This window comes from Sphaerisporangium sp. NPDC049003 (genome assembly GCF_043197795.1).
Lineage (GTDB): Bacteria > Actinomycetota > Actinomycetes > Streptosporangiales > Streptosporangiaceae > Sphaerisporangium.
This window is the reverse complement of the sequence record NZ_JBICTU010000018.1, coordinates 177532-198973: the sequence shown is the minus strand read 5'-3', so window position 1 is coordinate 198973 and position 21442 is coordinate 177532. Positions and strand designations below refer to the sequence as shown.

Genomic DNA, 21442 nt, shown 5'->3' with positions numbered 1-21442 from the left:
AGGCCGTACGCGGGGGTGCTGGGGCAGGACGCGCCGACCAGTGTGCTGGCGATGGCGGTGGTCCCGGCGGTGGGGTACATGCTGACCTGGACCGGGTGGTTCGCCACCGCGTACGGGTACGGCCGCAACTGGGCCCAGGCCACCTCCAGCGGCTGGGCCTACTGGGTGTTCAGCTCGCTGCGGTCGTGGGTCGACTACCACATGCAGGTGCTCGGGTTCCACACCGGTCTGGCCGAGCCCCACTCCTACCAGTCGTGGCCCTGGCAGTGGCCCCTGCTCATGCGGCCGGTCGCGTTCTACTACCCCCCGGACGCGAAGGGTTGCGGCGCCGCGTCGTGCTCGCAGGCCGTGCTCGGGGTGGGCACCCCGGTCATCTGGTTCGGCGCGGTCCTGGCGTTGATCGCCCTGATCGCCTGGTACGGGTCCACCCGCGACTGGCGGGCGGGGGCGGTGCTGCTGACCTTCGCCGTGGGATGGCTGCCGTGGTTCTACTACGCCGTGGCCGACAAGCGCACGATGTTCCTGTTCTACATGGCGCCCATGCTGCCGTTCATGGTCCTGGCGCTGGTGCTCGTCGCCGGCCTGCTCATCGGGCCCGCCAGGGTGGGCACGACGCGCAGGGCCGTCGGCGCCGCGGTCGTGGGGGCCTTCATGCTGCTGAGCGTGGTCAACTTCGGCTGGCTGTACCCCGTGCTGTCGGCCGAGCTGATCCCCTACGACGACTGGAACCGGCGCATGCTCTTCCGTAGCTGGATCTAGACGGCCGCCTCCTTCGCGGGCGCGACGGCGGGCCTGCGACGCGGCCGTACCCCGTGGCGGAGCACGACGGCGGCGGCCAGGAACGCCAGGGGGGCCGCGGGCAGCAGGTAGCGGTAGTCGAACTCCGCCGTGGCGGCGGGGGCGACCACCAGGGCGGCGGACGCGACCAGCGGCAGGAGCGCGGGGCCGCCCAGCCGGCGCCAGCGGGCCACGACGCCGGCGATGCCGACCAGCAGGGCCAGGCCCACGCCGAGGCCGGGCAGGTAGAAGACGCGCTGGTAGCGCTCCATGAAGGTCGCCCAGGGCCAGTAGACCCTGGTGCTGGCCCGGCCCTGCTCGTAGGCCACCACGTCGCGGTCGGTGGTGCCCCGGTAGCTCGGCCACTTGGGCACCGACGACATCAGCCGTACGGGATCCTTCCTGCTGACGCCCTTGTTGAAGAACTGGTACTGGTTCCAGGTGTTGGCGTCGGGGAAGACCGGCCGGTCCCAGCGGAAGCTGCGCAGCAGGTCGCCGGTGACCGCCGAGAGGTAGTCGCCCGGCTGGGCCAGGATCGCGCGCTTGGCGAACTTGCCCGCCGCGTCGTTGATCGACCTGTCGAACTTGTCGGTGCCCCAGCGGTGCAGGACCTCGCCGAGGCCGCTGTACCAGAGGTAGAGCTGGGAGAACTCGCTGCGCTCGATGCTCGGGTTGTTGCACAGCGGGATCAGGTCCTGCTCGCGCTGGAGGTCGGGTTTGATCTTCTTGCAGTCGGCGAACTTCGCCGTGCGCATGTAGAGGATGAGCCCGTCGCTCTGGGTCATCGCGAACTGGCCGTTGGCGCTCGCGAACCACCCCATGTACGCCACGACCGGCACCGCGCAGGCCGTCACGACCGCCAAGACCGGCTTCCAGCCGGTGCGCTTGATGAGCAGGAACACCACGACCACGGCGAGGATGGGCAGGCCGATGCTGCGGGTGAGCGCGGTGAGCGCCAGGAGCAGGCCGACGGCCGCGCCCGTCCTCCACGACATCTTCCTGTGCCACAGGACCACCGTCACAAGGCCCACGATCAGCAGCGTGAACATGGTGTCGGACATGATCATCTGCTCAAGCTGGATCTGGTACGCGTCGAACAGCACGGGCACGGCGGCGATGGTCGCGCCCCAGTCGGGCAGCCCAAATTTGCGTCTCAGAAGCACATAGATCAGCACCGCCGTCGCCAGGCCCATGAGGTGCTGCGTAAAGACCACCAGCGCGAAGCTGTGAAAAGGCTTGAGGATCAGGAGCCAGAACCCGTACCCGTCGGGACGGATGGGATGCGGGCGCGGGTGCAGGGCGACCGAGACATACTCGTAGGAGTCGTTGAACCACATCGCCGGCCGGTAGCCGAGCATCGCGACCACTCTGAGCAGTGAGCCCAGTGTGAAGGCGATCACGAAAAGGCGCCGCCGCCTCAGGAACCCGAGAAGGCGCGCACCCTTGCTCGGCGTCGGCACATCCGCCTGCGCCGGTTCGGCAACGGTCACCATGGTTTACAGGATGCCAGCCCTTTCACGGACTTGACCCGAGCATCTGGGGGCAGAGGGCATCATGGTCTAACTACGCACCGGATGATCGAGGCGCAAACGAGGGGTTTCGACGTGGAACTGACCGTGGTCATGCCATGCCTGAACGAGGCGGAGACCGTCGAAACGTGTGTCCGCAAGGCGCTGGCCTGCATGGCGGAGCATGGCATCGAGGGCGAGGTGGTGATCGCCGACAACGGCAGCACCGACGGATCCCAGCAGCTCGCCCGCGACGCGGGAGCCCGCGTGGTCCACGTCGACGCGAAGGGGTACGGCAACGCCCTGATCGGCGGCATCCGCGCCGCGCGCGGCCGCTACGTGATCATGGGCGACGCCGACGACTCGTACGACTTCACGGCGCTGCTGCCCTTCGTCGAGGAGCTGCGCGCGGGCGCCGACCTGGTCATGGGCAACCGCTTCCGGGGCGGCATCGAGCCGGGAGCCATGCCCCCGCTCCACAAGTACCTCGGCAACCCCGTGCTCTCGTTCATCGGACGGCTGTTCTTCCCCAGCGCCATCCGCGACTTCCACTGCGGCCTGCGCGGGTTCCGCCGCGACTCGATCCTGAAGCTCGGCCTGCAGACCGGCGGCATGGAGTTCGCCAGCGAGATGGTCGTCAAGGCCACCCTGCAGGGCCTCGACGTGCGCGAGGTCCCGACGACCCTCGCCCGCGACGGCCGCTCCCGCCCGCCGCACCTGCGCTCGTGGCGGGACGGCTGGCGTCACCTGCGCTTCCTGCTCCTCTACAGCCCCCGCTGGCTGTTCCTGATCCCCGGCGCCGTGTTGATGGCCCTCGGCCTGGTGGCGGGCGCCGCGCTGACCTTCGGCCCGGTGTACATCGGCAAGCTGGCCTTCGACGTCGACACCCTCGTGGGCGCGTCGGCGATGGTCGTGATCGGCTTCCAGGCGGTGCTGTTCGGCCTGTTCACCAAGGTGTACGCCGCGGAGGAGGGCTTCCTTCCGGAGGACCGCCGCATCAAGCGCCTGGTCGACGTGGTCACGCTGGAGAAGGGCCTGGTCGCGGGCAGCCTGCTGGCGATCGGCGGTCTCGCGGGCATGGTCGCGTCGCTGGCCCACTGGCAGGTGCGCAACTTCGGCGAGCTGATCCCGGCCGAGTCGCTGCGCCTGGTCGTGCCGTCTGCGACCGCCCTCATCATGAGCTTCCAGACCATCTTCGCCGCGCTGTTCATCAGCATCCTCGGCATCCGCCGCACCAAGGAGACGCCGGTCGACGTCGCCGCCTCCGCCGCCGAGGAGGCCGCCGAGGCCGTCAAGCGCGAGGCCACCCCCGCCGCCTGACGTCCCGCGGACCGGCGGAAGATCGGCTCAACCTTCGTAATCTGTTCGAGACGCCATTCCCGGCCGTCTAGGCTTGTCCCATGTCCCAGCACATTTTGACCGCCGTTGCCTGGCCCTACGCCAACGGCCCCCGCCACATCGGGCACGTCTCCGGGTTCGGGGTTCCGTCCGACGTCTTCAGCCGCTACCAGCGGATGGCGGGCAACAAGGTGCTGATGATCAGCGGGACCGACGAGCACGGCACGCCCATCCAGGTGCAGGCCGACAAGGAGGGCGTGAGCGCCCGCGAGCTGGCCGACCGCTACAACCGGGTGATCACCGACGACCTCACCGCCCTCGGCCTGTCGTACGACCTGTTCACCCGCACCACGACGGGCAACCACTACGCCGTCACCCAGGAGATCTTCAAGGGTCTCTACAACAACGGCTACATCTTCCCGAAGACCACGATGGGCGCGGTCTCCCCGTCCACCGGCCGCACCCTCCCCGACCGCTACATCGAGGGCACCTGCCCCATCTGCGGGTACGACGGGGCGCGTGGCGACCAGTGCGACAACTGCGGCAACCAGCTCGACCCGATCGAGCTGATCAACCCCAAGAGCCGGGTCAACGGCGAGACGCCCAAGTTCATCGAGACCGAGCACTTCATGCTCGACCTCCCCGCCTTCGCCGAGGCGCTGGCCGGCTACATGCACGCGAAGCAGGGCGAGTGGCGGCCGAACGTCCTGAAGTTCGCGCTCAACCTGCTCGGCGACATGCAGCCCCGCGCGATCAGCCGCGACCTCGACTGGGGCGTGCCGATCCCGCTCGACGGGTGGAGCGACCGCGGCGACAAGCGCCTGTACGTCTGGTTCGACGCGGTCATCGGCTACCTCAGCGCGTCCATCGAGTGGGCGCGCAGGTCCGGCGACCCCGACGCCTGGCGGCAGTGGTGGCAGAACCCCGACGCCCGCGGCTACTACTTCATGGGCAAGGACAACATCGTCTTCCACGCCGAGATCTGGCCGGCGATGCTGCTCGGCTACAACGGCGAGGGGGCGCGCGCCGGCACGCCCGGGTCGCTCGGCAAGCTGGCGCTGCCGTCCGAGGTGGTCTCCAGCGAGTTCCTGACGATGGAGGGCCGCAAGTTCTCCTCCAGCCGCCAGGTCGTGATCTACGTCCGCGACTTCCTGGAGCGCTACGACGCCGACGCCCTGCGCTACTACATCTCGGTGGCGGGCCCCGAGAACCAGGACACCGACTTCACCTGGTCGGAGTTCGTCAACCGCAACAACGGCGAGCTCGTGGCCGCCTGGGGCAACCTGGTCAACCGGTCGATCTCGATGGCGGCCAAGAACTTCGGCGTGGTGCCGGAGGCCGGCGAGCTCACCGACGCCGACCGCGCGCTGCTCGCGCGGAGCCGGGCCGCGTTCCCGGCCGTCGGCGCCGAGCTGGGCAGGTCGCGGTTCAAGAACGCCATCACCGAGGCCTTCGACGTCGTGCGGGACGCCAACCGCTACCTCGCCGAGCAGGAGCCGTGGAAGATCAAGGACGACCCCGACCGGGTGAAGTCGATCCTGCACGTCTCCCTCCAGATCGTCGACGACGCCAAGACCCTGCTCACCCCCTTCCTGCCGGCCTCCTCGAACAAGATCTACTCGATGCTCGGCGGCGAGGGCGTCTGGTCCGGGATGCCCGAGATCCACGAGGTCGACGAGGACGGCGGCACCCCCTACCGCGTCATCACCGGGCAGTACGACGGCGCTGCCGTGTGGGAGTCCAGGCCGATCCGGCCGGGCGTCCCGCTGGCCCCGCCGACGCCGCTGTTCCGCAAGCTCGACACCAAGGTCGTCGACGAGGAGCTCGCACGCCTCGCCGAGTGAAGCCGTTGACGCGAGCCGTTCACGCGAGTCGTCTACGCGAGTCGTTCACGCGAGCCGTCCGCACGATGGGGAGTCGAAAGTGACCACCGTTCCCGCCCCGCCGCCCCTGGGCGCCGAGGTGTTCGACAGCCACTGCCACCTGGACATCATGGTCGGCGACCGCAAGGCGTCGTCGGGCGATCAGGTGGCGCTGGCCGCCCAGGCGTCCGAGGGCACCGTCGGGCGCATCCTCGGCGAGGCGCGGGCGGTGGGCGTCACGAGGCTGGTGACGATCGGGTACGACCTGCGGTCGTCCCGCTGGAACGCCGAGGCCGCGCGCGACCACGAGGGCGTCTACGCGGGGGTGGCGATCCACCCCAACGAGGCGCACGCGGCCACGCCCGAGACGCTCGCCGAGATCGAGAAGCTCGCCCGCGAGCCGCACGTGCGGGCCGTGGGCGAGACCGGCCTCGACTACTACCGCGACTGGGCCTCCCGTGCCGACCAGGAGGCCTCCTTCCGCGCGCACATCGAGATCGCGAAGCGCACGGGCAAGGCGCTGGTGATCCACGACCGTGAGGCCCATGACGACGTGCTCCGGGTCCTGGCCGAGGAGGGGGCTCCGGATGTCGTGGTGTTCCACAGCTACTCCGGCGACGCCGCCATGGCCCGCAGGTGCGTCGACGCCGGATACTTCATGTCCTTCTCCGGGCCGGTCACGTACAAGAACGCCGCCGACCTCCGCGAGGCCGCCCGGGTGGCGCCGCGGGAGCTGATCCTCGTCGAGACCGACGCCCCCTACCTGCCGCCCACGCCCCACCGGGGAAAGCCCAACGCGCCCTACCTGATCCCGCTCACGATGCGCTGCCTCGCCCAGGTCAAGGCCATGGACGTCGACGACCTGGCCCGTGCGATCAGCGCCAACGGCGAACGGGTATTCGGCTCCTGGTAAACGGCGCCGCTCGTGATCGTCATGGCGGTGCCCCCTCCCCGGCAGGCGAAGGCCGATGAAGCCTGGTGACCCAAAGCGACCGTCAAGTGACCGACTGTTTTCGGTGATCCGGTTGAGGCGTCCGGAAGGCGGCGCTAGCGTCATCAGCCGGTCTACCCCGAAGGACGCGCAGTGGATTCATCACCGGCCCCGAGACCCGCCGCCCGGCGTGCGGGGTCGCGTCGTGCCCCGCGCCGCCGCTCCCGCCTCGTGGCCGGCATCCGTTCGCCCTGGACGGCCGTGGCCTGCGGCCTCGTGGCGGGCGTCTCGCTCGGCCTGCTCACCGGGGTCGTGCTGACGAAGGAGGTGCGTCTCGCGGTCGACGGGGGCGAGACGACGGTCCGCAGCTTCGGCGGCACCGTGCGCGACGTGCTCGCCGAAGCCAAGGTCCGGGTCGGCCCGTACGACAAGGTGTATCCCCCGGGGTCCGCGGAGGTGCGCGACGGCACCTCGATCGTCGTACGGCACGCCAGGCCGCTGGTCCTCACCGTGGACGGCAGGAAGAGCACCCACACGGTCACCGCGCTCAACGTGGGCGAGGTCCTCCAGCAGTTCAACCTGAGCGGGCGCAGGGCGATGCTGTCGGCGTCCCGCATGCGGCAGATCCCCATGTCGGGCTTCTCGCTCGACGTCCGTACCGAGCGCCGGGTGACCGTCGTCAGGGGCGGGGTACGGCTGGACGCGGTGACCACCGGCCGCACGGTGCGGGCCGTGCTCGCCCAGCAGAAGATCACCCTCGCCAAGGGCGACAGGGTGCGCCCGCCGATGGGCGCCTTCCCCGAGGACAGCGAGGTGATCCGCATCATCCCGGCCGCGCCGCCGCGACCGGTCCACCTGGTGGCGGTCAACCCGTCGGTCGCCTCGCTCAACTGGACGGCGCTGGCGCGGTGCGAGACGTTCGCCAACCCCAAGTCGTTCAACCCGCGCGGGCCCTACTACGGCATGTACCAGTTCAGCCTCCCCATGTGGCAGGCCGTCGGCGGCAGCAGGACCCCGCTCGACTGGTCGGCGCCCGAGCAGACCTACCGGGCGCAACTGCTCTACCAGAGGGTCGCGGGCCGATGGCGCGGCCAGTGGCCGAGCTGCGGCGCCCGCCTGTTCACCCGCTGACGCGCCGGGTCACCGGCCCGGGCGGACGACCGGCATGGGCGGTCAGCCGCTGACGGAGGCGCCGAAGTCGGCGGGCGAGCCTTCTGGCACGCCCGGCACCCCGCCGCGTCCGGGCCCCAGGAGCCGGATGGGCCTCCCTTCTCGCATGATCGCGACGGCGCCGCCGGGGGACGAGTGCTCGTCGGGCACCCCGGCCAGCAGTCCGGTCCCGGCGCCGAACGGGTCGGTCGCGCCGAAGGAGGCGAGGGACCAGCCGAGGTGGTCGTGCGCGTGCGGCTCGTCCAGCCGGGCGGGCGGGGCGCCCTGGTCGCCCGTCAGCAGGACCCCTCTGATCACCCCCGCCTCCGTGCCGTCGCCGGAGTCGAAGGGGCTGCCGATGGCCAGGGAGAGGGAATCCGGGCCCGCGACCATGGCGAGCGACCAGCCGAGTGCGGCCTTCGCCACGGCGGGCTGGTCAGCGAGGCCCTCGGCGCCGAGCCGGACGGTCCTCGCCGGGCGCAGGTTCCCCGCCTGGTCGGCCTGGAACGTCTGCACCAGCCCGGAGTCCGCCACTCCTCCCACGTCGGCGAGGGGAGCGCTTGCCGCGAGGTATGGCCTGCCGTCGAACTCCGCGTAGGCGAGTGCGTAGCCGTACCGGTCTCCCGGGTGCTCCTCGACACCCTTGACCGAGTCCGGGATGCCCCACTTCACGCTGGTGTAGGTCTCGCCCGCCTCGGCGACGTCGAAGATGACCTCCACGGCTCCGGTGTCCGCCTTGCCGGAGTCCGCGCCCTGCTGGCCCGCCCCGTCGTCGTTCTCGTACGGAATGCCGATCGCGAGGTCGGCGGAGCCGGCCTGTCCGCCGAGGTGGCCGAACACCAGCGACCAGCCGAACAGGTCGCCTTCCTCGCTGTTGCCCACGACGCCCTCGCCCTCCTGGGTGACGCGCTTGGGTGTGCGGGGCCCGGTGTCCGCCTGCGCGGGGTACACGTAGACCGCGCCCGCGTCGCCGGTGCTGTCGGCGTCCTCGTACGGCGCTCCGACCGCGATCACGCCTCCGGGGCCGTCCTTCGGCCCGGCGGCGGCCAGGGCCCAGCCGAAGTGCGCGTTCACCTCCGGCTGCGGAGGCGGGAGCTTCTCGACGGCCTCGGGAGGCACCTGGCCGCCCTTGGCCCCGCCATGGATCACGTACACGGCTCCCGCGCCGGCCGTCCCGTCGACCTCCGCGTAGGGGGCGCCCACGACGACGTCCAGGCATCCGTCGCCGTCGACGTGGGTCGTACGGACCGTCCAGCCGAAGGCGGCCCCGGCGCCCGCGTCGGGTGCGGTGACCACGAAGCCGCCGCCGCTCCCGTCGGCGGGCAGGATGTGGACGGTCCCGGCCCCCGGCACGCCGGCGGCGTCCGCGAGCGGGTCGCCCACGGCCACGTCGTCACGGCCGTCGCCGTCGAAGTCGGCGGCGCCGGCCTTGGAGCAGTCGGCCGCCGCGTCGGCGCGCGAGGGGGCCGCCCCGGTCAGGGAGGCCGCCAGAAGCCCGGCGACCAGCGGGGACACCAGCAGCGGGCGCCAGGTCACAGCCGTACCTCGATCGTTTTCGTGTCGGAGATCCGCAGCTTGAGCACGGCGGCGTCGCGTGCCGGGGGCACGTCGTAGACGAACACCCCGTCGATCTTGTCGCCGGGATAGAGGGTGTCGGGCACGGCCGTGGAGGACTGGTCCACCTCGTGCTCGCCGCCACGGTCGTCCACCAGGACCGGCGGTTCGGCGGGGGGTGTGGCGGAGACCCCGCCGGGGTTCATGAGGGTCCATCCGATCACGCAGAAGCGGCCCTTCGAAGGCGTGGCGTCCTCGTACGAGGTCAGCCCGCACCTGGCGGGCCTCGGGATGACGAACTGCGCGTCCTCGACGAACGAACCCGTCGTGAAGCGCCTGCCCACGTCGGTTTCGGGCGCGGCGGGGGTGGTGACGGCGGCCGCGCCGGTCGCGCGTACCTGTGAACGGCCGTGGAGCACCATCGCCAGCACCCCGCCCGTGACGACGAGCCCCGCGAGCACGGTCAGCGCCGGCAGCAGCCACCTGCGGGACCGTCTCGGCGCCTCCTGCTCAGGATCGGGCACCAGGGACGGCACGGTGGCGGCGGTCGTGCCGGTCTGAGGATGGGTGTCGTCCGCCCGCGCGCCGGAAAAGGGCGGTTCTGCGAGGACGGAGGTGGCCGGGACCAGGGTCTCCTGAACCGGAGCGCCGGGCGGGGAAGCCTCGGGGGAGGGCGCGGCTCCGGAGCCGCTGCTGGGGACGCTGTCGGCGGCCGCCGCGGTGACGGCGGCGGCGACGTTCGCGGGGGGCTCCCACGACTCGCTCAGCATCTCGGTGGCCACGAGCGTCGGAGGATCCGCCGGCGACACCGGCGAGGGCGCCGGTCCCGGCCGCGCGATGTCGCCGCCGACCAGCGCGATCAGCAGGTCCTGCGCGGAGGGCCTGCGCCGGGGATCGGGATCGGTGGCCAGCCGCACCAGACGGTCGAGCGGCGCGGGGAGGGTGCCCAGGTCGGGCCTGCCGGTCAGCACGCGGGACGCGAGGGTCATCATGTCGCCGCGCCCGTACGGATGCCGCCCGTTGCCGGCGTAGGCGACCAGGCACCCCCAGGCGAACACGTCGGCCGCGGGGGAGATCTCCTCGCCGCGCACCTGCTCGGGGGCCCACCAGCCAGGGCTGCCCAGCAGCTCGCCGGACTTCGTGACCCCCTGGGTCGCGTCCAGGGCGCGGGCGATGCCGAAGTCGATCACGCGGGGGCCCGACATCGAGAGGATCACGTTGGCGGGCTTGAGGTCGCGGTGTACCAGGCCCGCGACGTGGATGGCCGCCAGGGCCGCGGCCACGCCCAGCGCGACGCCGTGCAGCGTGCCGGCCTCCAGCGCGCCGTAGCGGGAGATCTGCGCCGACAGCGGGGTCCCCGCGATGTACTCGGTGACCATGTACGGCCGGCCGTCCGCGGCGTTGCCGTTGTCGAGCACCTGCGCCGTGCAGAACGACGCGACCCGGCGCGCGTTGGCCACTTCGGAATGGAACCGCACCGCGAAACCCTCGTCGACCGTGAACTCGGCCTTGACCACCTTGACGGCGACCGGTCTCCCGGTGGGGGCCTCGGCGAGGTACACCGTGCCCATGCCGCCCTGACCGAGCCGGCCGAGTAATCGGTACGGCCCGATCCGTGGTGGATCGAACGGTTGTAACGGTTCCGCACCGGCACGGTCCACTGACGACGCCTCCTCGCTTCCGGGCGCGGCCAAACTACCCATGCCCACTTTCCTCCTGCTTGAAGATCAGTTACGGCTGGTGGGGCGCTTGAGGCGATTTGCCGCCTTCCGCTGGAGACCATTCGGTGCGGGACACTGGGTGGATGGGGAGTTCAATTGTTAGCCTGCTCGGTCCAGTTGAAATACGTAATTTGGCGGACAAGCTCGACCTTCGTCCGACCAAGCGGCTCGGGCAGAACTTCGTCATCGACGGCGGCACCGTGCGGCGCATCGTCAGGGTGGCCGAGGTGTCCTCCGACGACGTGGTGATCGAGGTCGGGCCGGGGCTCGGGTCCCTCACTCTCGCACTTCTCCCCGAGGTCCGTGAGGTGATCGCGGTCGAGATCGACCCCGTCCTCGCCGGTCAGCTCCCGCTGACGGTCGCCGACCGCGCCCCCTCGCTGGCCGGCCGGCTGACGGTCGTCGAGGCCGACGCGATGCGCGTACGGCCTGAGCAGCTCGGCCGGGAGCCCACGGCCCTGGTGGCCAACCTGCCGTACAACGTGGCCGTGCCCGTCGTGCTCCACCTGCTGGAGGTGCTCCCCTCGCTGCGCCGGGGGCTGGTGATGGTCCAGTCGGAGGTGGCCGACCGCATGGCCGCGGGTCCCGGCTCCAAGGTGTACGGCGTGCCGTCCGTCAAGGCCGCCTGGTACGCCGACGTGCGCCGCGCCGGGCCGGTGGGCCGCACCGTCTTCTGGCCGGCGCCCAACGTCGACTCCGGGCTCGTCGCGATGTCGCGCCGGGAGCCGCCTGCGACCACCGCCTCCCGCGAGGAGGTCTTCGCGGTGGTCGACGCGGCGTTCGCCCAGCGCCGCAAGACCCTCCGCGCCGCGCTGGCCTCCTGGGCGGGCACGGCCGCGGCGGCGGAGACGGCGCTGCGGGCGGCGGGGGTCGATCCGTCGGAGCGCGGGGAGCAGCTCCGCGTCGAGGACTTCGCCAGGATCGCCGAGAGCCGCCCTTCTCCCAAGTAGCCGCGACCCGGCGGACGGTAGCCGCTACCCGGCGACGGCCGCGCCGAAGTCGGTCCCCTTCCCGGGGCCCGGGAACGGAGTGATCCTCCCGTCGCCGGGGCGGAGCATCCGGACGTCGCCGCCCGAGGCCGGGACGAGCGCGACCGCGCCGATCCGCGCCCGGTCGGGGACGCCGATGACCAGACGGCCGCCGCCCGCGCCGCTGACCGACCAGCCGAAGTGGTCGTAGGTCTGCGGCGTCTTCGCCCGGATCAGGCGCCCGGGCGGCCGGGGCGGGTCCTGACCGCCGCTCGTGCCGGCGAGACCGGGTTCCGCGAGGGGGATCACGTGGACCGCGCCCGTCTCCGGGCGCGTGCCGTCGCCGTCGAACGGCACTCCGACCACGAGGTCCCCTCCCGAGAACGCCAGCGAGAAGCCGAACGCGTCGTGCGGCTCGGAGACCTCCGCGACCCCGCCGGCCCCCTGCCACAGCGTCCCGGCGGGCTGTGGGTCCTGGCCAGGACGGCCCCGCCGCATGAGCTGGACGATCCCGGCGTCCCGCACGCCGAGCGGATCGGCGTGGGGGGCGCCGGCCGCGAGGAATCCCACGCCGTCCTTCTCCCCGTAGGCCAGGGAGTATCCGAACAGGTCGCCGGCCCGCGCCTGCTGGGTGAGCTCGGACAGGCTCCATCCCCTTCCGCGGTAGCCCGTCCCGGTCCCGGGGTCGTACAGGACCGTCACCGCTCCCGCGTCGGGAGTGGCCGTCGACCCGCTGCCGGTGTCCTCGTACGGGGCCCCGACGGCGAGGTCCGGAGCGGGCCCGCCGCCCAGCGCCCCGAGGGCGACCGACCATCCGAACAGGTCACCGGCCTCGCCGTCGCCAGGAACGCCGGGCGACTCCTGGGTGACGCGACGGGGCGCCTCGGGGGTGCGGCCGTCGGCGCCGCCGAATCGGTACAGGTAGACCGCGCCGGAGTCGGGGACGCCGTCCGCGTCCTCGTAGGGCGCGCCCACGGCGAGGGCGCCGGAGGACCCCGAGGACCCCGAGGACCCCGAGGACCCTGAGGACACGGCCAGCGACCAGCCGAAGTGCGCGCCGTTGCGCTGCTCGGGCGCCCGCAGCTCGACGCGGCCCGCGTTCGTACGGCCGAAGCCGGCGCCGCCCCAGTAGACGTAGACGTTGCCGGCCCCGGGAACCGAGGTGGCCCCGCCGCCGGAGCCCTCCGCGGCCGAGCCCGTCCAGTAGGGGTTGCCGACGACCAGGTCCAGGCAGCGGTCGCCGTCGATGTGGCCCGCGCGGACGACCCAGCCGCCCAGGCCGCCGCTGCCGTCGAAGGGCGTGCCGCGTACGGCGGGGAACCCCTCGCGGGTGCCGCGCAGGAAGAACAGGCGCCCCCCTCCCGTCCACGTGCCAGGAGGGTCGCCGAGCGGGTCACCAGCGACGACGTCGTCGAAGCCGTCGCCGTCGAAGTCGGCGGCACCGGCGTTCGCGCAGTCATCAGGGGCGCCGTACGCGGGGGCGGGGCCGAGGACGCCGAGCAGCAGGGCCAGCACGGGCAGGATCCGTCTCACACGCGTACCTCGATGCTCTCCCCGCCGCTGACGACCTGTCCGACGAGCGCGACGGCCACCCGTCCTTCGGGGACGGCGTACTCCCCGCCGAACGCGAGCACCTGGCCGGGCTGGATGTCGACGGCCCCGCCCCGGGGCACCGGGCCCGCGCCGGCGGGCAGGCGGTCGTCGGCGCGCAGGACGCGGGCGACCTTGTGCCGCCGGGCCTGGTCGTCCACGAGGTCGAGGAAGCCGGCGAGCTTGATCGTCGTCCCTCCCATGTTGAGGACGAACCAGGAGGCGCGGCACGACCACGGCTCCGCGCCGCGCCCACCGTTCGCGCCGGGCGGCCCGCCGCAGTCGGGAGCCTCGGGGACGACGATCTGCAGGCCCTGGTCGCCGACGAGGATCCGCCGCCCGACGTCGTCCGCGCGGATGGGGGTGTCCGCCTCTCCCGTCCAGGTCGCCTCGCCCGTGGCCGTACGGTCCCACCGGGCCACCACGACGGCGCCGGTCACGGCCAGCGCGGCGGCCAGCGCGGCGAACGCCCACGCCCTCCGCCTCCCGCGAGGACCGCTTGGACCGCTTGGACCGCGCTTCCCGCGTAGACCGTGCGGGAGCTTACCGGGGGCGGCCTCCGGACGGGCGCGCAGGTTGTCCGGGGGCTCCCACATCGCCTCCAGCACGCGCGTCGAGGGGCCGTCCGAGTCGGTGCCGCCGGCGATGAGGGCGAGCAGGAGTTCCTGCGCCGTCGGACGGGCGGCCGGGTCGCGGTCCAGGGCGCGCGGGACCAGACGGTCGAGCGGCGCGGGCAGGCCGCGCAGGTCGGGCTCCTCGTGCAGGACGCGGTAGGCCACCGTCATCGGGTCGCCTCCGCCGAAGGGATGACGCCCGCTGCTCGCGTAGGCGACCAGGCATGCCCAGGCGTAGACGTCCGTCGCCGGGGTGACCGGCCGCCCGTCGATCTGCTCGGGAGCCCACCATCCGGGCGTGCCGACGACCTCCCCGGTCAGGGTGGGGCCGGTGAGGCCGTCCAGCGCGCGGGCGATGCCGAAGTCGATCACACGCGGCCCGGTCGTCGAGAGGATCACGTTGCCGGGCTTGAGGTCGCGGTGCACCAGCCCCGCCGCGTGGATCGCCGCGAGCGCGGCGCAGACGCCGAAGGCCAGGCCGACCAGCGGGGACTCCTCCAGCGGGCCGTACTCGGCTATCTGCGCCGACAGGGGGGTGCCGGCGATGTAGTCGGTGGCCATGTACGGGCGCCCGTCCTCGGCCACGCCGTCGTCGAGGACCCTGGCCGTGCAGAACGACGCCACCTTGCGCGCGCTGGCGACCTCCGAGCGGAACCGCGCCGCGAACCCGGCGTCCTCGGTGAACTGCCGCTTCACGACCTTGACCGCCACCTGCCGCCCCGTGGCCGACGTGCCCAGGTAGACCGTGCCCATGCCGCCCTCGCCGAGCCGTCCGGTCAGCGTGTACGGCCCGATCTCGGCGGGATCGTCCTTTCCCAGAGGGGAGGCGATGTTCTGGCCGTCGATCGATGCTCTCCTTCACCGTCACCCCGAATCCCCCAAACGGTCACCGTACAGACATTCGATCCGCCTTGTCCGAGCGTTCGTCCGAGCATTCGGGACATGTCGTTCATGGTTGAGGGGTCGTTCGCCGGATCGGGCGGGCCGGAGCATTACGATCGGGTTCCGTGACTTCCGTGACCGTCCGCGTGCCCGCCAAGGTCAACCTCCAGCTCTCCGTGGGCCCGCCGCGCGACGACGGCTACCACGACCTGGTGAACGTCTTCCACGCCGTCTCCCTGTTCGACGAGGTCACGGCCTCGGACGACCTGTCGGTGCTGCCCGGTGACCTGGTCGGGGGCGTCGTCTCCGAGCAGGTCACGATCATGGTGGGCGTCGAGGGCGAGTCCGCCGACCAGGTGCCCGTCGACGCGAGCAACCTCGCGGTGAAGGCCGCGTTCGCCCTCGCCGAGCGCGCGGGACGGCCGGTGAGCGCCCGCCTGCTGATCCGCAAGGCCATTCCTGTCGCGGGCGGCATGGCCGGGGGCAGCGCCGACGCCGCCGCCGCGCTGGTGGCCTGCGATGAGCTCTGGGGGCTCGGCCTGCCCAGGCAGGAGCTCATGGAGATCGCCGCCGGCCTCGGGAGCGACGTGCCCTTCGCCCTGCTCGGCGACACCGCCGTGGGCACCGGCCGGGGCGAGATGCTGGTGCCCGCCCCGGTCACCGGCCGCTTCCACTGGGTCTTCGCACTCGCGGAGGGCGGCCTGTCGACCGCCCGGGTGTACGCCGAGTGCGACCGGCTGCGCGAGGCCACGGGGGAGCAGGTCGCGTGGCCCCAGGCCGACGAGGGCCTCATGGAGGCGCTGAGCGCGGGAGACGCCGAGACGCTCGGCAAGACGCTCTCGAACGACCTTCAGCCCGCCGCGCTGATGCTGTGCCGCCCGCTCGCGCGCACCCTCGAAGCGGGCCGGGAGCACGGCGCCCTGGGCGCGCTGGTCTCCGGATCGGGCCCCACCTGCGCCTTTCTCGCCGAGTCCGACACCCATGCCGCGAGTCTGGCGATGGCCATGGAGGTCGCGGGCGTCTGCCGCTCGGCCGTCACGGCCTTCGGCCCGGTCCCCGGTGCCACGATCGTGCGCCCCCTGCCCTGACTCGCGCGTGGCACGGCGCGCATGGGCTGCCGATAGGCTTGAGAGGCGATGAATCTGGTAAACCTCGAATCGGTCTCCCATGCCTACGGGCCGAAGCCACTGCTCGGTGACGTCTCCCTCGGCATCGAGGCGGGCGACCGCGTCGGCGTCGTCGGGCGCAACGGCGACGGCAAGACCACCCTCATCTCCGTGATCTCCGGCACGGTCAAGCCCCATGGCGGCCGGGTGACGCACACCCGCGGCCTGCGCATCGGGTTCCTGTCCCAGCGCGACGACCTCGACGCGGCGCACACCGTGCGGCAGGTCGTGCTCGGCGACCGCGCCGAGCACGAGTGGGCCGGTGACCAGGGGGTCAGAGAGATCCTGGCCAACCTTCTCGGCGACATCGAGCTGTCGGCCAAGGTCGGCGAGCTCTCCGGCGGCGAGCGGCGGCGCACCGCCCTCGCGCGCATCCTGATCGAGGAGCACGACCTGGTCATCCTCGACGAGCCGACCAACCACCTCGACATCGAGGCCATCGCGTGGCTGGCGGGCCACCTCTCGGCCCGCAGGTCCGCACTGCTCGTCGTCACCCACGACCGGTGGTTCCTCGACGCGGTGTCCACGCGCACGTGGGAGGTCGTCGACGGCACCGTCCAGCGCTACGACGGCGGCTACGCGGCGTACGTCCTGGCGAAGGCCGAGCGGGCGCGCGTCGCCCAGGCCACCGAGGAGCGCCGCCAGAACCTCATGCGCAAGGAGATCGCCTGGCTGCGCCGCGGCCCGCCCGCGCGCACGTCCAAGCCCAAGTTCCGCATCGAGGCGGCCCAGGCGCTGATCGCCGACGAGCCCCCCGCGCGCAACACCGTCGAGCTGGTGAAGTTCGCCTCCGCCCGCCTCGGCAAGACCGTCTACGACCTCGGCGACGTCACCCTGCACGCCGGTGGCCCCGGCCAGGGTCCGCTCGTGCTCGACCGGTGCACCTGGCAGTTCGGCCCCGGCGAACGCGTCGGGCTGATCGGGGTGAACGGCTCGGGCAAGTCGTCGGTGCTGCGGCTGCTCGCCGACTCGGTGAAGCCCGACTCCGGCACGGTCGTCAGGGGCAAGACGGTGCGGCTGGCGCACCTGTCGCAGGAGCTGGCCGAGCTCGACCCCGGCCGGCGCGTGCTGGAGACCGTCGAGGAGATCCGCAAGTTCATCCAGGTCGGCAAGCGCGAGTGGACCGCCTCACAGCTGCTTGAGCGGCTCGGCTTCCGCGGCGACGCCCAATGGAAGGTCGTCGGCGACCTGTCGGGCGGCGAGCGGCGGCGGCTGCAACTGCTCCGGCTGCTCATGGACGACCCGAACGTGCTGCTGCTCGACGAGCCCACCAACGATCTCGACATCGAGACCCTCAACGAGCTGGAGGACCTGCTCGACGCCTGGCCGGGCACGCTGATCCTCGTCAGCCACGACCGCTACTTCCTTGAGCGGGTGACCGACCGGTGCGTGGCCCTGCTGGGCGACGGGAGCCTGTCGCTGCTGCCCGGAGGCGTCGACGAGTATCTCCAGCGCCGCTCGACGGGTGCCGCCCTCACCGCGCGTGCCGGTTCCTCCACGCCTGGCACGGCTCCCGCCGCCGAGGCGCGCGAGGCCGCTCCCTCGGGGCCGTCCGCCAAGGAGCTGCGCGAGTCCCAGAAGGAGCTGTCCAGGCTCGAACGCCAGCTCGACAAGATCAGCGGGCGCGAGGCCACGCTGCACGCCGCCATGGCCGACGCGGCCTCCGACTACGGCCGGCTGGCCTCCCTCGACGCCGAGCTGAAGGACCTGAAGGCGCAGAAGGAGTCCATCGAGCTCGAATGGATGGAGCTCGCCGAGAAGCTCGGCGAGTGACCCTCCGCAGGGGTCAGGTGCCGTTCCCCGCGGAGTCGAAGGGCACCAGGATGGTGCGGAGCAGCCCGGCCAGCGTCCGCTGGTCGCCCGGGTCGATGCCCGCCAGCAGGGCGCGCTCGCGCCGGAGCAGGTCGGCGAAGGCCTCGTCGACGCGCTCCCGTCCAAGCTCGGTGAGCGACACCAGCACGCCGCGCCTGTCCTCCGGATCGGGGCGCCTGCGCACCAGCCGGGCGGCGGCGAGCCGGTCGATGCGGTTGGTCATCGTGCCCGAGGTGACCAGGGTGGCCCGCAGCAGGGCGCCGGGGCTCAGCTCGTACGGCTCACCGGAGCGGCGCAGCGTGGTGAGCACGTCGAATTCCCAGGGCTCCAGGCCGTGCTCGGCGAAGGACGCCCGGCGGGCGCGGTCGAGGTGCCGCGCGAGGCGGGACACCCGGCTCAGCACCTGGAGAGGCGACACGTCGAGGTCGGGACGCTCCTGCCCCCAGGACATGACGAGCTGATCCACCTCGTCCCGCAGGGAGTCTTCGGCGGCCCCATCGCTTCGGCGCGTCGTCATGCGGCCGAGTCTATCTCTCTTGACATCGAGACATCTCACCTTATAAGACTTATCTTGATGTCAAGAGATATTTGGGACCCCACGGTCTACGGCCGGTACGCCGACGAGCGTGCCCGCCCCTTCTTCGAGCTGGTCGGACGCGTGCGCGCCGACAGTCCCGGCCTGGTCGTCGACCTCGGCTGCGGGACGGGCGAGCTCACCGCCGAGCTCGCCCGCCGCTGGCCGGACGCCTCCGTCCACGGCGTCGACTCCTCGCCCGCGATGATCGCCAAGGCGCCGGAAGGGCCTGCCTTCAGCGTGGTCGACGTGCGTGCCTGGCGTCCCGAGCGGCCCGTCGACGTGATCGTCTCCAACGCCCTGTTGCAGTGGGTGCCCGAGCACCGTGAGCTGCTTCCGCGCTGGGCTCGGGAGCTCGCCCCCGGAGGGTGGCTGGCCTTCCAGGTGCCGGGCAACTTCGACGCCCCGAGCCACAAGATCGTCAGACGGCTCTGCCGCACGGCCGCCTGGGAGGACGAGCTGGGCGACCTGATGCGCCAGGACCCCGTGGACGGCCCCGAGGGCTATCTGGCGCTGCTCGCCGGGGCCGGCTGCGAGGTCGACGCCTGGGAGACCACCTACGTCCACCTGCTCCAGGGTGAGGACGCCGTGCTCAACTGGATCATGGGCACGGCGCTGCGGCCGATGCTCGACCGTCTCGGGCCCGGCGACAGGCGCGAGGCGTTCCTGGCCGACTGCGCGCGGGAACTGCGCGAGGCATACCCGCGCGAGCCGTACGGCACGGCCTTCCCGTTCCGTCGCGTCTTCGTGGTGGCGCGCTCACCGCGATGATCGTCGTGCCGCGCGGGGCTCACTTGAGCACGCGCAGCCAGAGGTTGGTGGCACCCGGCGAGTGGGTCAGGCTGACGCGTTCGAGCTTGATGTTGGTCCCGCCTGGGTGGTCGAACAGCCGGACGCCGTCGCCGAGCAGGACCGGCGCGATGAGCACGAGGATCTCGTCGAGCACGCCCGCTTCGAGGCACTGCCGGGCGACGTCGGCCCCGAGGATGTTGACGTACTTGCCGCCCGCGGCGGCCTTGGCCGCGGCGACGCCGCTGTGGAGGTCGCCGACGAAGGTGACGTCCGGCGGCGAGACGTCCGGGGCGTGATGGGTGAGGACGAACTGCGGTCCTTCCCACCCTCCGCCGAACGGCTTGCCTTCCTTGTCGGTGCCCCTGTGGGGGTCGTCGCCGCCGAAGGTGCGGTTGCCGACCAGAAGGGCCCCGATCCGCTCGATGACCTCGCCCACCAGCGGGTTGGGCCCGAGATGCTCGGTGAGCCAGGACATGTCGCCACCTGGGCCCGCGATGAAGCCGTCCAGCGACATGGTGACCGAATAGAGCAACTTACCCACGATCTGACCTCCATCGAGGAGTGGATCTTCCTTCGTCCGCCCGCCACGACCTCTGGTGCATCTCAAAGTGACATTATGGTCGAAAGTCGGCTAGCTGCGGGGTACGCATGGCGATCGAGATCGAAGACAAGTTCGATGTTCCGCCGGAGTTCGAGACTCCCGAGTTCACCGGCGTTCCCGGGTGCGCGGAAGCGGTCGACCTGGTGAGCCACCGGCTGACCGCCCTCTACTTCGACACGCCCGACCTGCGGCTCGCCGCCCGGGGGATCACGCTGCGCAGGCGGCGTGGCGGCGAGGACGCCGGCTGGCATCTCAAGCTGCCGAAGGCCAAGGGTGTGCGCGACGAGATCGCCCGGCCGCTGACCAGGAGCGCCAAGATAGTTCCCCCGGAGCTGGCCGACCTGGTCCAGGCGTACACCAGGGGAGAGCCGCTCGTCCCGGTCGCCGAGCTGGAGACCCTCCGCAAGGTGACCAGCCTGCGCGACGCCGGGGGACGGCCGCTGCTGGAGGTCGCGGACGACCACGTCAAGGGCACGGTGTTCGGCGCTGTGTTCGGCGAGGACCGGCACGTGGACCGCTGGCGCGAGGTCGAGGCCGAGCTCGTCGGCGGGGACGCCGACGTGCTGAAGCGGGTCGGCAAGATCCTGCGCAGGGCCGGCGCCACCCCGGCCGGCTCGGCGAACAAGCTCGCCCGCCTTCTCGGCCCCCGCCTCCCGGTCACGGCGCTCCCCGAGGCCGACGACGGTACGGCCGGACGGGTCGTGGTCGGCTACCTGAAGTCCCAGGTGGCCGCGCTGGTCGCCCAGGATCCGCAGGTGCGCAGGGCGGGCCCCGACGCCGTGCACCAGATGCGGGTGGCGAGCCGCCGCCTGCGCAGCGCGCTGAAGTCCTTCTCCGGAGTGGTCGCCGAGACCTCCGGCCTGCAGGACGAGCTGCGGTGGATCGCGAACGTCCTCGGCGAGGCGCGCGACCTGGAGGTCATCCGCGAGCGGTTCGCCGGGCACCTGGACACGCTCGACCCCGGTCTGGTCGTCGGCCGGATCCGCACCCGCCTCGGCGACGACCTCGCCGGCCGCGAGCGGGAGGCGCTCGCGCGCGTCACCGAGGTGATGAGCGGGGAGCGCTACTTCGCCCTGCTCGACAGGCTCGACACGCTGGTCGCGAACCCGCCGCTCACCCCGCTCGCCATCAAGGACGCGGGCAGGACGCTCTCCAAGGTCGCCGCCAAGAGCTGGAAGCGCGTCGTCGGCAAGTACGACAGGGCCCAGGCCATCGAGGACGCCGAGCAGCGCGAGATCGCCATGCACGACGTGCGCAAGGCGGCCAAGCGCGCCCGCTACACCGCGGACGCGCTGACGCCCCTGCTGGGAGACCCGGCGTCCGTGCTGGCGAAGCGGGCGAAGGCCGTGCAGGAGGTGCTGGGGCTGTACCAGGACGGCATCGTCGCCCAGCAGATCCTGCTGGAGGAGGCCCAGCGGGCGCGGGAGGCGGGCGAGGACACCTTCACCTACGGCCTGCTCCTCGGCATCGAACGCGCCGACGCCGAGCGCTCCCACTCGGAGTTCCCCGCCGTCTGGGCCGGCGTCACCGGACCGGGCAAGTCCTGAAAGGACGGGCCTGAGAGGACCGTCCTGAGAGGACCGTCCTGAGAGGACCGTCACGA

Annotated in this window: 16 protein-coding genes and 1 pseudogene; 10 read left to right on the top strand and 7 right to left on the bottom strand. The window is 72.1% G+C overall.

Annotation, left to right across the window (positions count from 1 at the left end; genetic code table 11):
- A pseudogene (locus ACGFIV_RS21310) lies at positions 1 to 759 on the top strand (phospholipid carrier-dependent glycosyltransferase); the annotation flags it as partial.
- Here ACGFIV_RS21310 and ACGFIV_RS21305 read toward each other — a convergent pair.
- Positions 756 to 2270: a hypothetical protein gene (locus ACGFIV_RS21305; RefSeq protein WP_358549714.1), complete on the bottom strand. Its 1515-nt coding sequence runs from the start codon at positions 2268 to 2270 to the stop codon at positions 756 to 758. The pseudogene ACGFIV_RS21310 and the gene ACGFIV_RS21305 overlap by 4 nt on opposite strands.
- A gap of 111 nt (positions 2271 to 2381) precedes the next feature.
- Between ACGFIV_RS21305 and ACGFIV_RS21300 the strand changes: the two genes are divergently transcribed.
- The 4 genes from ACGFIV_RS21300 to ACGFIV_RS21285 all read left to right on the top strand — a co-directional run bounded on the left by ACGFIV_RS21300 (position 2382) and on the right by ACGFIV_RS21285 (position 7547).
- Positions 2382 to 3605: a glycosyltransferase family 2 protein gene (locus ACGFIV_RS21300; protein WP_358549716.1), complete on the top strand. Its 1224-nt coding sequence runs from the start codon at positions 2382 to 2384 to the stop codon at positions 3603 to 3605.
- Positions 3606 to 3685: 80 nt separating this feature from the next.
- Positions 3686 to 5467 carry a methionine--tRNA ligase gene (gene metG / locus ACGFIV_RS21295; RefSeq protein ID WP_358549718.1) on the top strand — a complete coding sequence of 594 codons (1782 nt, stop codon included), beginning with the start codon at positions 3686 to 3688 and terminating at the stop codon, positions 5465 to 5467.
- Between the two features lie 79 nt (positions 5468 to 5546).
- Entirely contained in the window at positions 5547 to 6398 is an 852-nt protein-coding gene (locus ACGFIV_RS21290) for a TatD family hydrolase (RefSeq protein WP_358549720.1), read from the top strand.
- A 249-nt stretch (positions 6399 to 6647) separates the two neighbouring features.
- Positions 6648 to 7547, top strand: a complete 900-nt coding sequence (locus ACGFIV_RS21285; protein ID WP_358549722.1) for a ubiquitin-like domain-containing protein — start codon at positions 6648 to 6650, stop codon at positions 7545 to 7547.
- Between the two features lie 42 nt (positions 7548 to 7589).
- Here ACGFIV_RS21285 and ACGFIV_RS21280 read toward each other — a convergent pair whose 3' ends face one another.
- Complete coding sequence (locus ACGFIV_RS21280) at positions 7590 to 9101, bottom strand: VCBS repeat-containing protein (protein ID WP_358549724.1); 1512 nt, start codon at positions 9099 to 9101, stop codon at positions 7590 to 7592.
- On the bottom strand, positions 9098 to 10822 hold the full coding sequence (locus ACGFIV_RS21275) for a serine/threonine protein kinase (RefSeq protein WP_392837081.1): 1725 nt from the start codon (positions 10820 to 10822) through the stop codon (positions 9098 to 9100). The genes ACGFIV_RS21280 and ACGFIV_RS21275 overlap by 4 nt, the downstream gene beginning before the upstream one ends.
- A gap of 101 nt (positions 10823 to 10923) precedes the next feature.
- Here ACGFIV_RS21275 and rsmA point away from each other — a divergent pair, with 101 nt between their 5' ends.
- On the top strand, positions 10924 to 11790 hold the full coding sequence (gene rsmA, locus ACGFIV_RS21270; protein ID WP_358549728.1) for a 16S rRNA (adenine(1518)-N(6)/adenine(1519)-N(6))-dimethyltransferase RsmA: 867 nt from the start codon (positions 10924 to 10926) through the stop codon (positions 11788 to 11790).
- Positions 11791 to 11814: 24 nt separating this feature from the next.
- On the opposite strand, the gene ACGFIV_RS21265 is transcribed toward rsmA, so the two are convergent.
- A complete protein-coding gene (locus ACGFIV_RS21265) occupies positions 11815 to 13341 on the bottom strand; it encodes a hypothetical protein (protein ID WP_392837076.1) in 1527 nt (508 codons plus the stop codon).
- Positions 13338 to 14807 carry a serine/threonine-protein kinase gene (locus ACGFIV_RS21260; protein WP_392837100.1) on the bottom strand — a complete coding sequence of 490 codons (1470 nt, stop codon included), beginning with the start codon at positions 14805 to 14807 and terminating at the stop codon, positions 13338 to 13340. The genes ACGFIV_RS21265 and ACGFIV_RS21260 overlap by 4 nt, the downstream gene beginning before the upstream one ends.
- A 212-nt stretch (positions 14808 to 15019) precedes the next feature.
- On the opposite strand from ACGFIV_RS21260, the gene ACGFIV_RS21255 reads away from it, so the two are divergent.
- Both ACGFIV_RS21255 and ACGFIV_RS21250 read left to right on the top strand, forming a co-directional pair.
- Positions 15020 to 15982 carry a 4-(cytidine 5'-diphospho)-2-C-methyl-D-erythritol kinase gene (locus ACGFIV_RS21255; protein ID WP_392837073.1) on the top strand — a complete coding sequence of 321 codons (963 nt, stop codon included), beginning with the start codon at positions 15020 to 15022 and terminating at the stop codon, positions 15980 to 15982.
- Between the two features lie 48 nt (positions 15983 to 16030).
- Positions 16031 to 17833 carry an ABC-F family ATP-binding cassette domain-containing protein gene (locus tag ACGFIV_RS21250; RefSeq protein WP_358549732.1) on the top strand — a complete coding sequence of 601 codons (1803 nt, stop codon included), beginning with the start codon at positions 16031 to 16033 and terminating at the stop codon, positions 17831 to 17833.
- A gap of 13 nt (positions 17834 to 17846) precedes the next feature.
- Here ACGFIV_RS21250 and ACGFIV_RS21245 read toward each other — a convergent pair whose 3' ends face one another.
- A complete protein-coding gene (locus ACGFIV_RS21245) occupies positions 17847 to 18389 on the bottom strand; it encodes a MarR family transcriptional regulator (RefSeq protein WP_358549734.1) in 543 nt (180 codons plus the stop codon).
- Between the two features lie 57 nt (positions 18390 to 18446).
- On the opposite strand from ACGFIV_RS21245, the gene ACGFIV_RS21240 reads away from it, so the two are divergent.
- Complete coding sequence (locus ACGFIV_RS21240) at positions 18447 to 19217, top strand: trans-aconitate 2-methyltransferase (protein WP_358549736.1); 771 nt, start codon at positions 18447 to 18449, stop codon at positions 19215 to 19217.
- Between the two features lie 19 nt (positions 19218 to 19236).
- Here ACGFIV_RS21240 and ACGFIV_RS21235 read toward each other — a convergent pair whose 3' ends face one another.
- Positions 19237 to 19779 carry a dihydrofolate reductase family protein gene (locus ACGFIV_RS21235; protein WP_358549738.1) on the bottom strand — a complete coding sequence of 181 codons (543 nt, stop codon included), beginning with the start codon at positions 19777 to 19779 and terminating at the stop codon, positions 19237 to 19239.
- Positions 19780 to 19886: 107 nt separating this feature from the next.
- Between ACGFIV_RS21235 and ACGFIV_RS21230 the strand changes: the two genes are divergently transcribed.
- Positions 19887 to 21386, top strand: a complete 1500-nt coding sequence (locus ACGFIV_RS21230) for a CYTH and CHAD domain-containing protein (protein WP_358549740.1) — start codon at positions 19887 to 19889, stop codon at positions 21384 to 21386.
- Positions 21387 to 21442 lie beyond the last annotated feature (56 nt).

Bases quoted from the DNA above. Each gene is read 5' to 3' on its own strand.
- metG (WP_358549718.1), top strand. From the start codon at position 3,686: ATGTCCCAGCACATTTTGACCGCCGTTGCCTGGCCCTACGCCAACGGC.
- ACGFIV_RS21250 (WP_358549732.1), top strand. From the start codon at position 16,031: ATGAATCTGGTAAACCTCGAATCGGTCTCCCATGCCTACGGGCCGAAG.
- ACGFIV_RS21240 (WP_358549736.1), top strand. From the start codon at position 18,447: ATGTCAAGAGATATTTGGGACCCCACGGTCTACGGCCGGTACGCCGAC.
- ACGFIV_RS21230 (WP_358549740.1), top strand. From the start codon at position 19,887: ATGGCGATCGAGATCGAAGACAAGTTCGATGTTCCGCCGGAGTTCGAG.
- ACGFIV_RS21275 (WP_392837081.1), bottom strand. From the start codon at position 10,822: ATGGGTAGTTTGGCCGCGCCCGGAAGCGAGGAGGCGTCGTCAGTGGAC.
- rsmA (WP_358549728.1), top strand. From the start codon at position 10,924: ATGGGGAGTTCAATTGTTAGCCTGCTCGGTCCAGTTGAAATACGTAAT.
- ACGFIV_RS21305 (WP_358549714.1), bottom strand. From the start codon at position 2,270: ATGGTGACCGTTGCCGAACCGGCGCAGGCGGATGTGCCGACGCCGAGC.
- ACGFIV_RS21245 (WP_358549734.1), bottom strand. From the start codon at position 18,389: ATGACGACGCGCCGAAGCGATGGGGCCGCCGAAGACTCCCTGCGGGAC.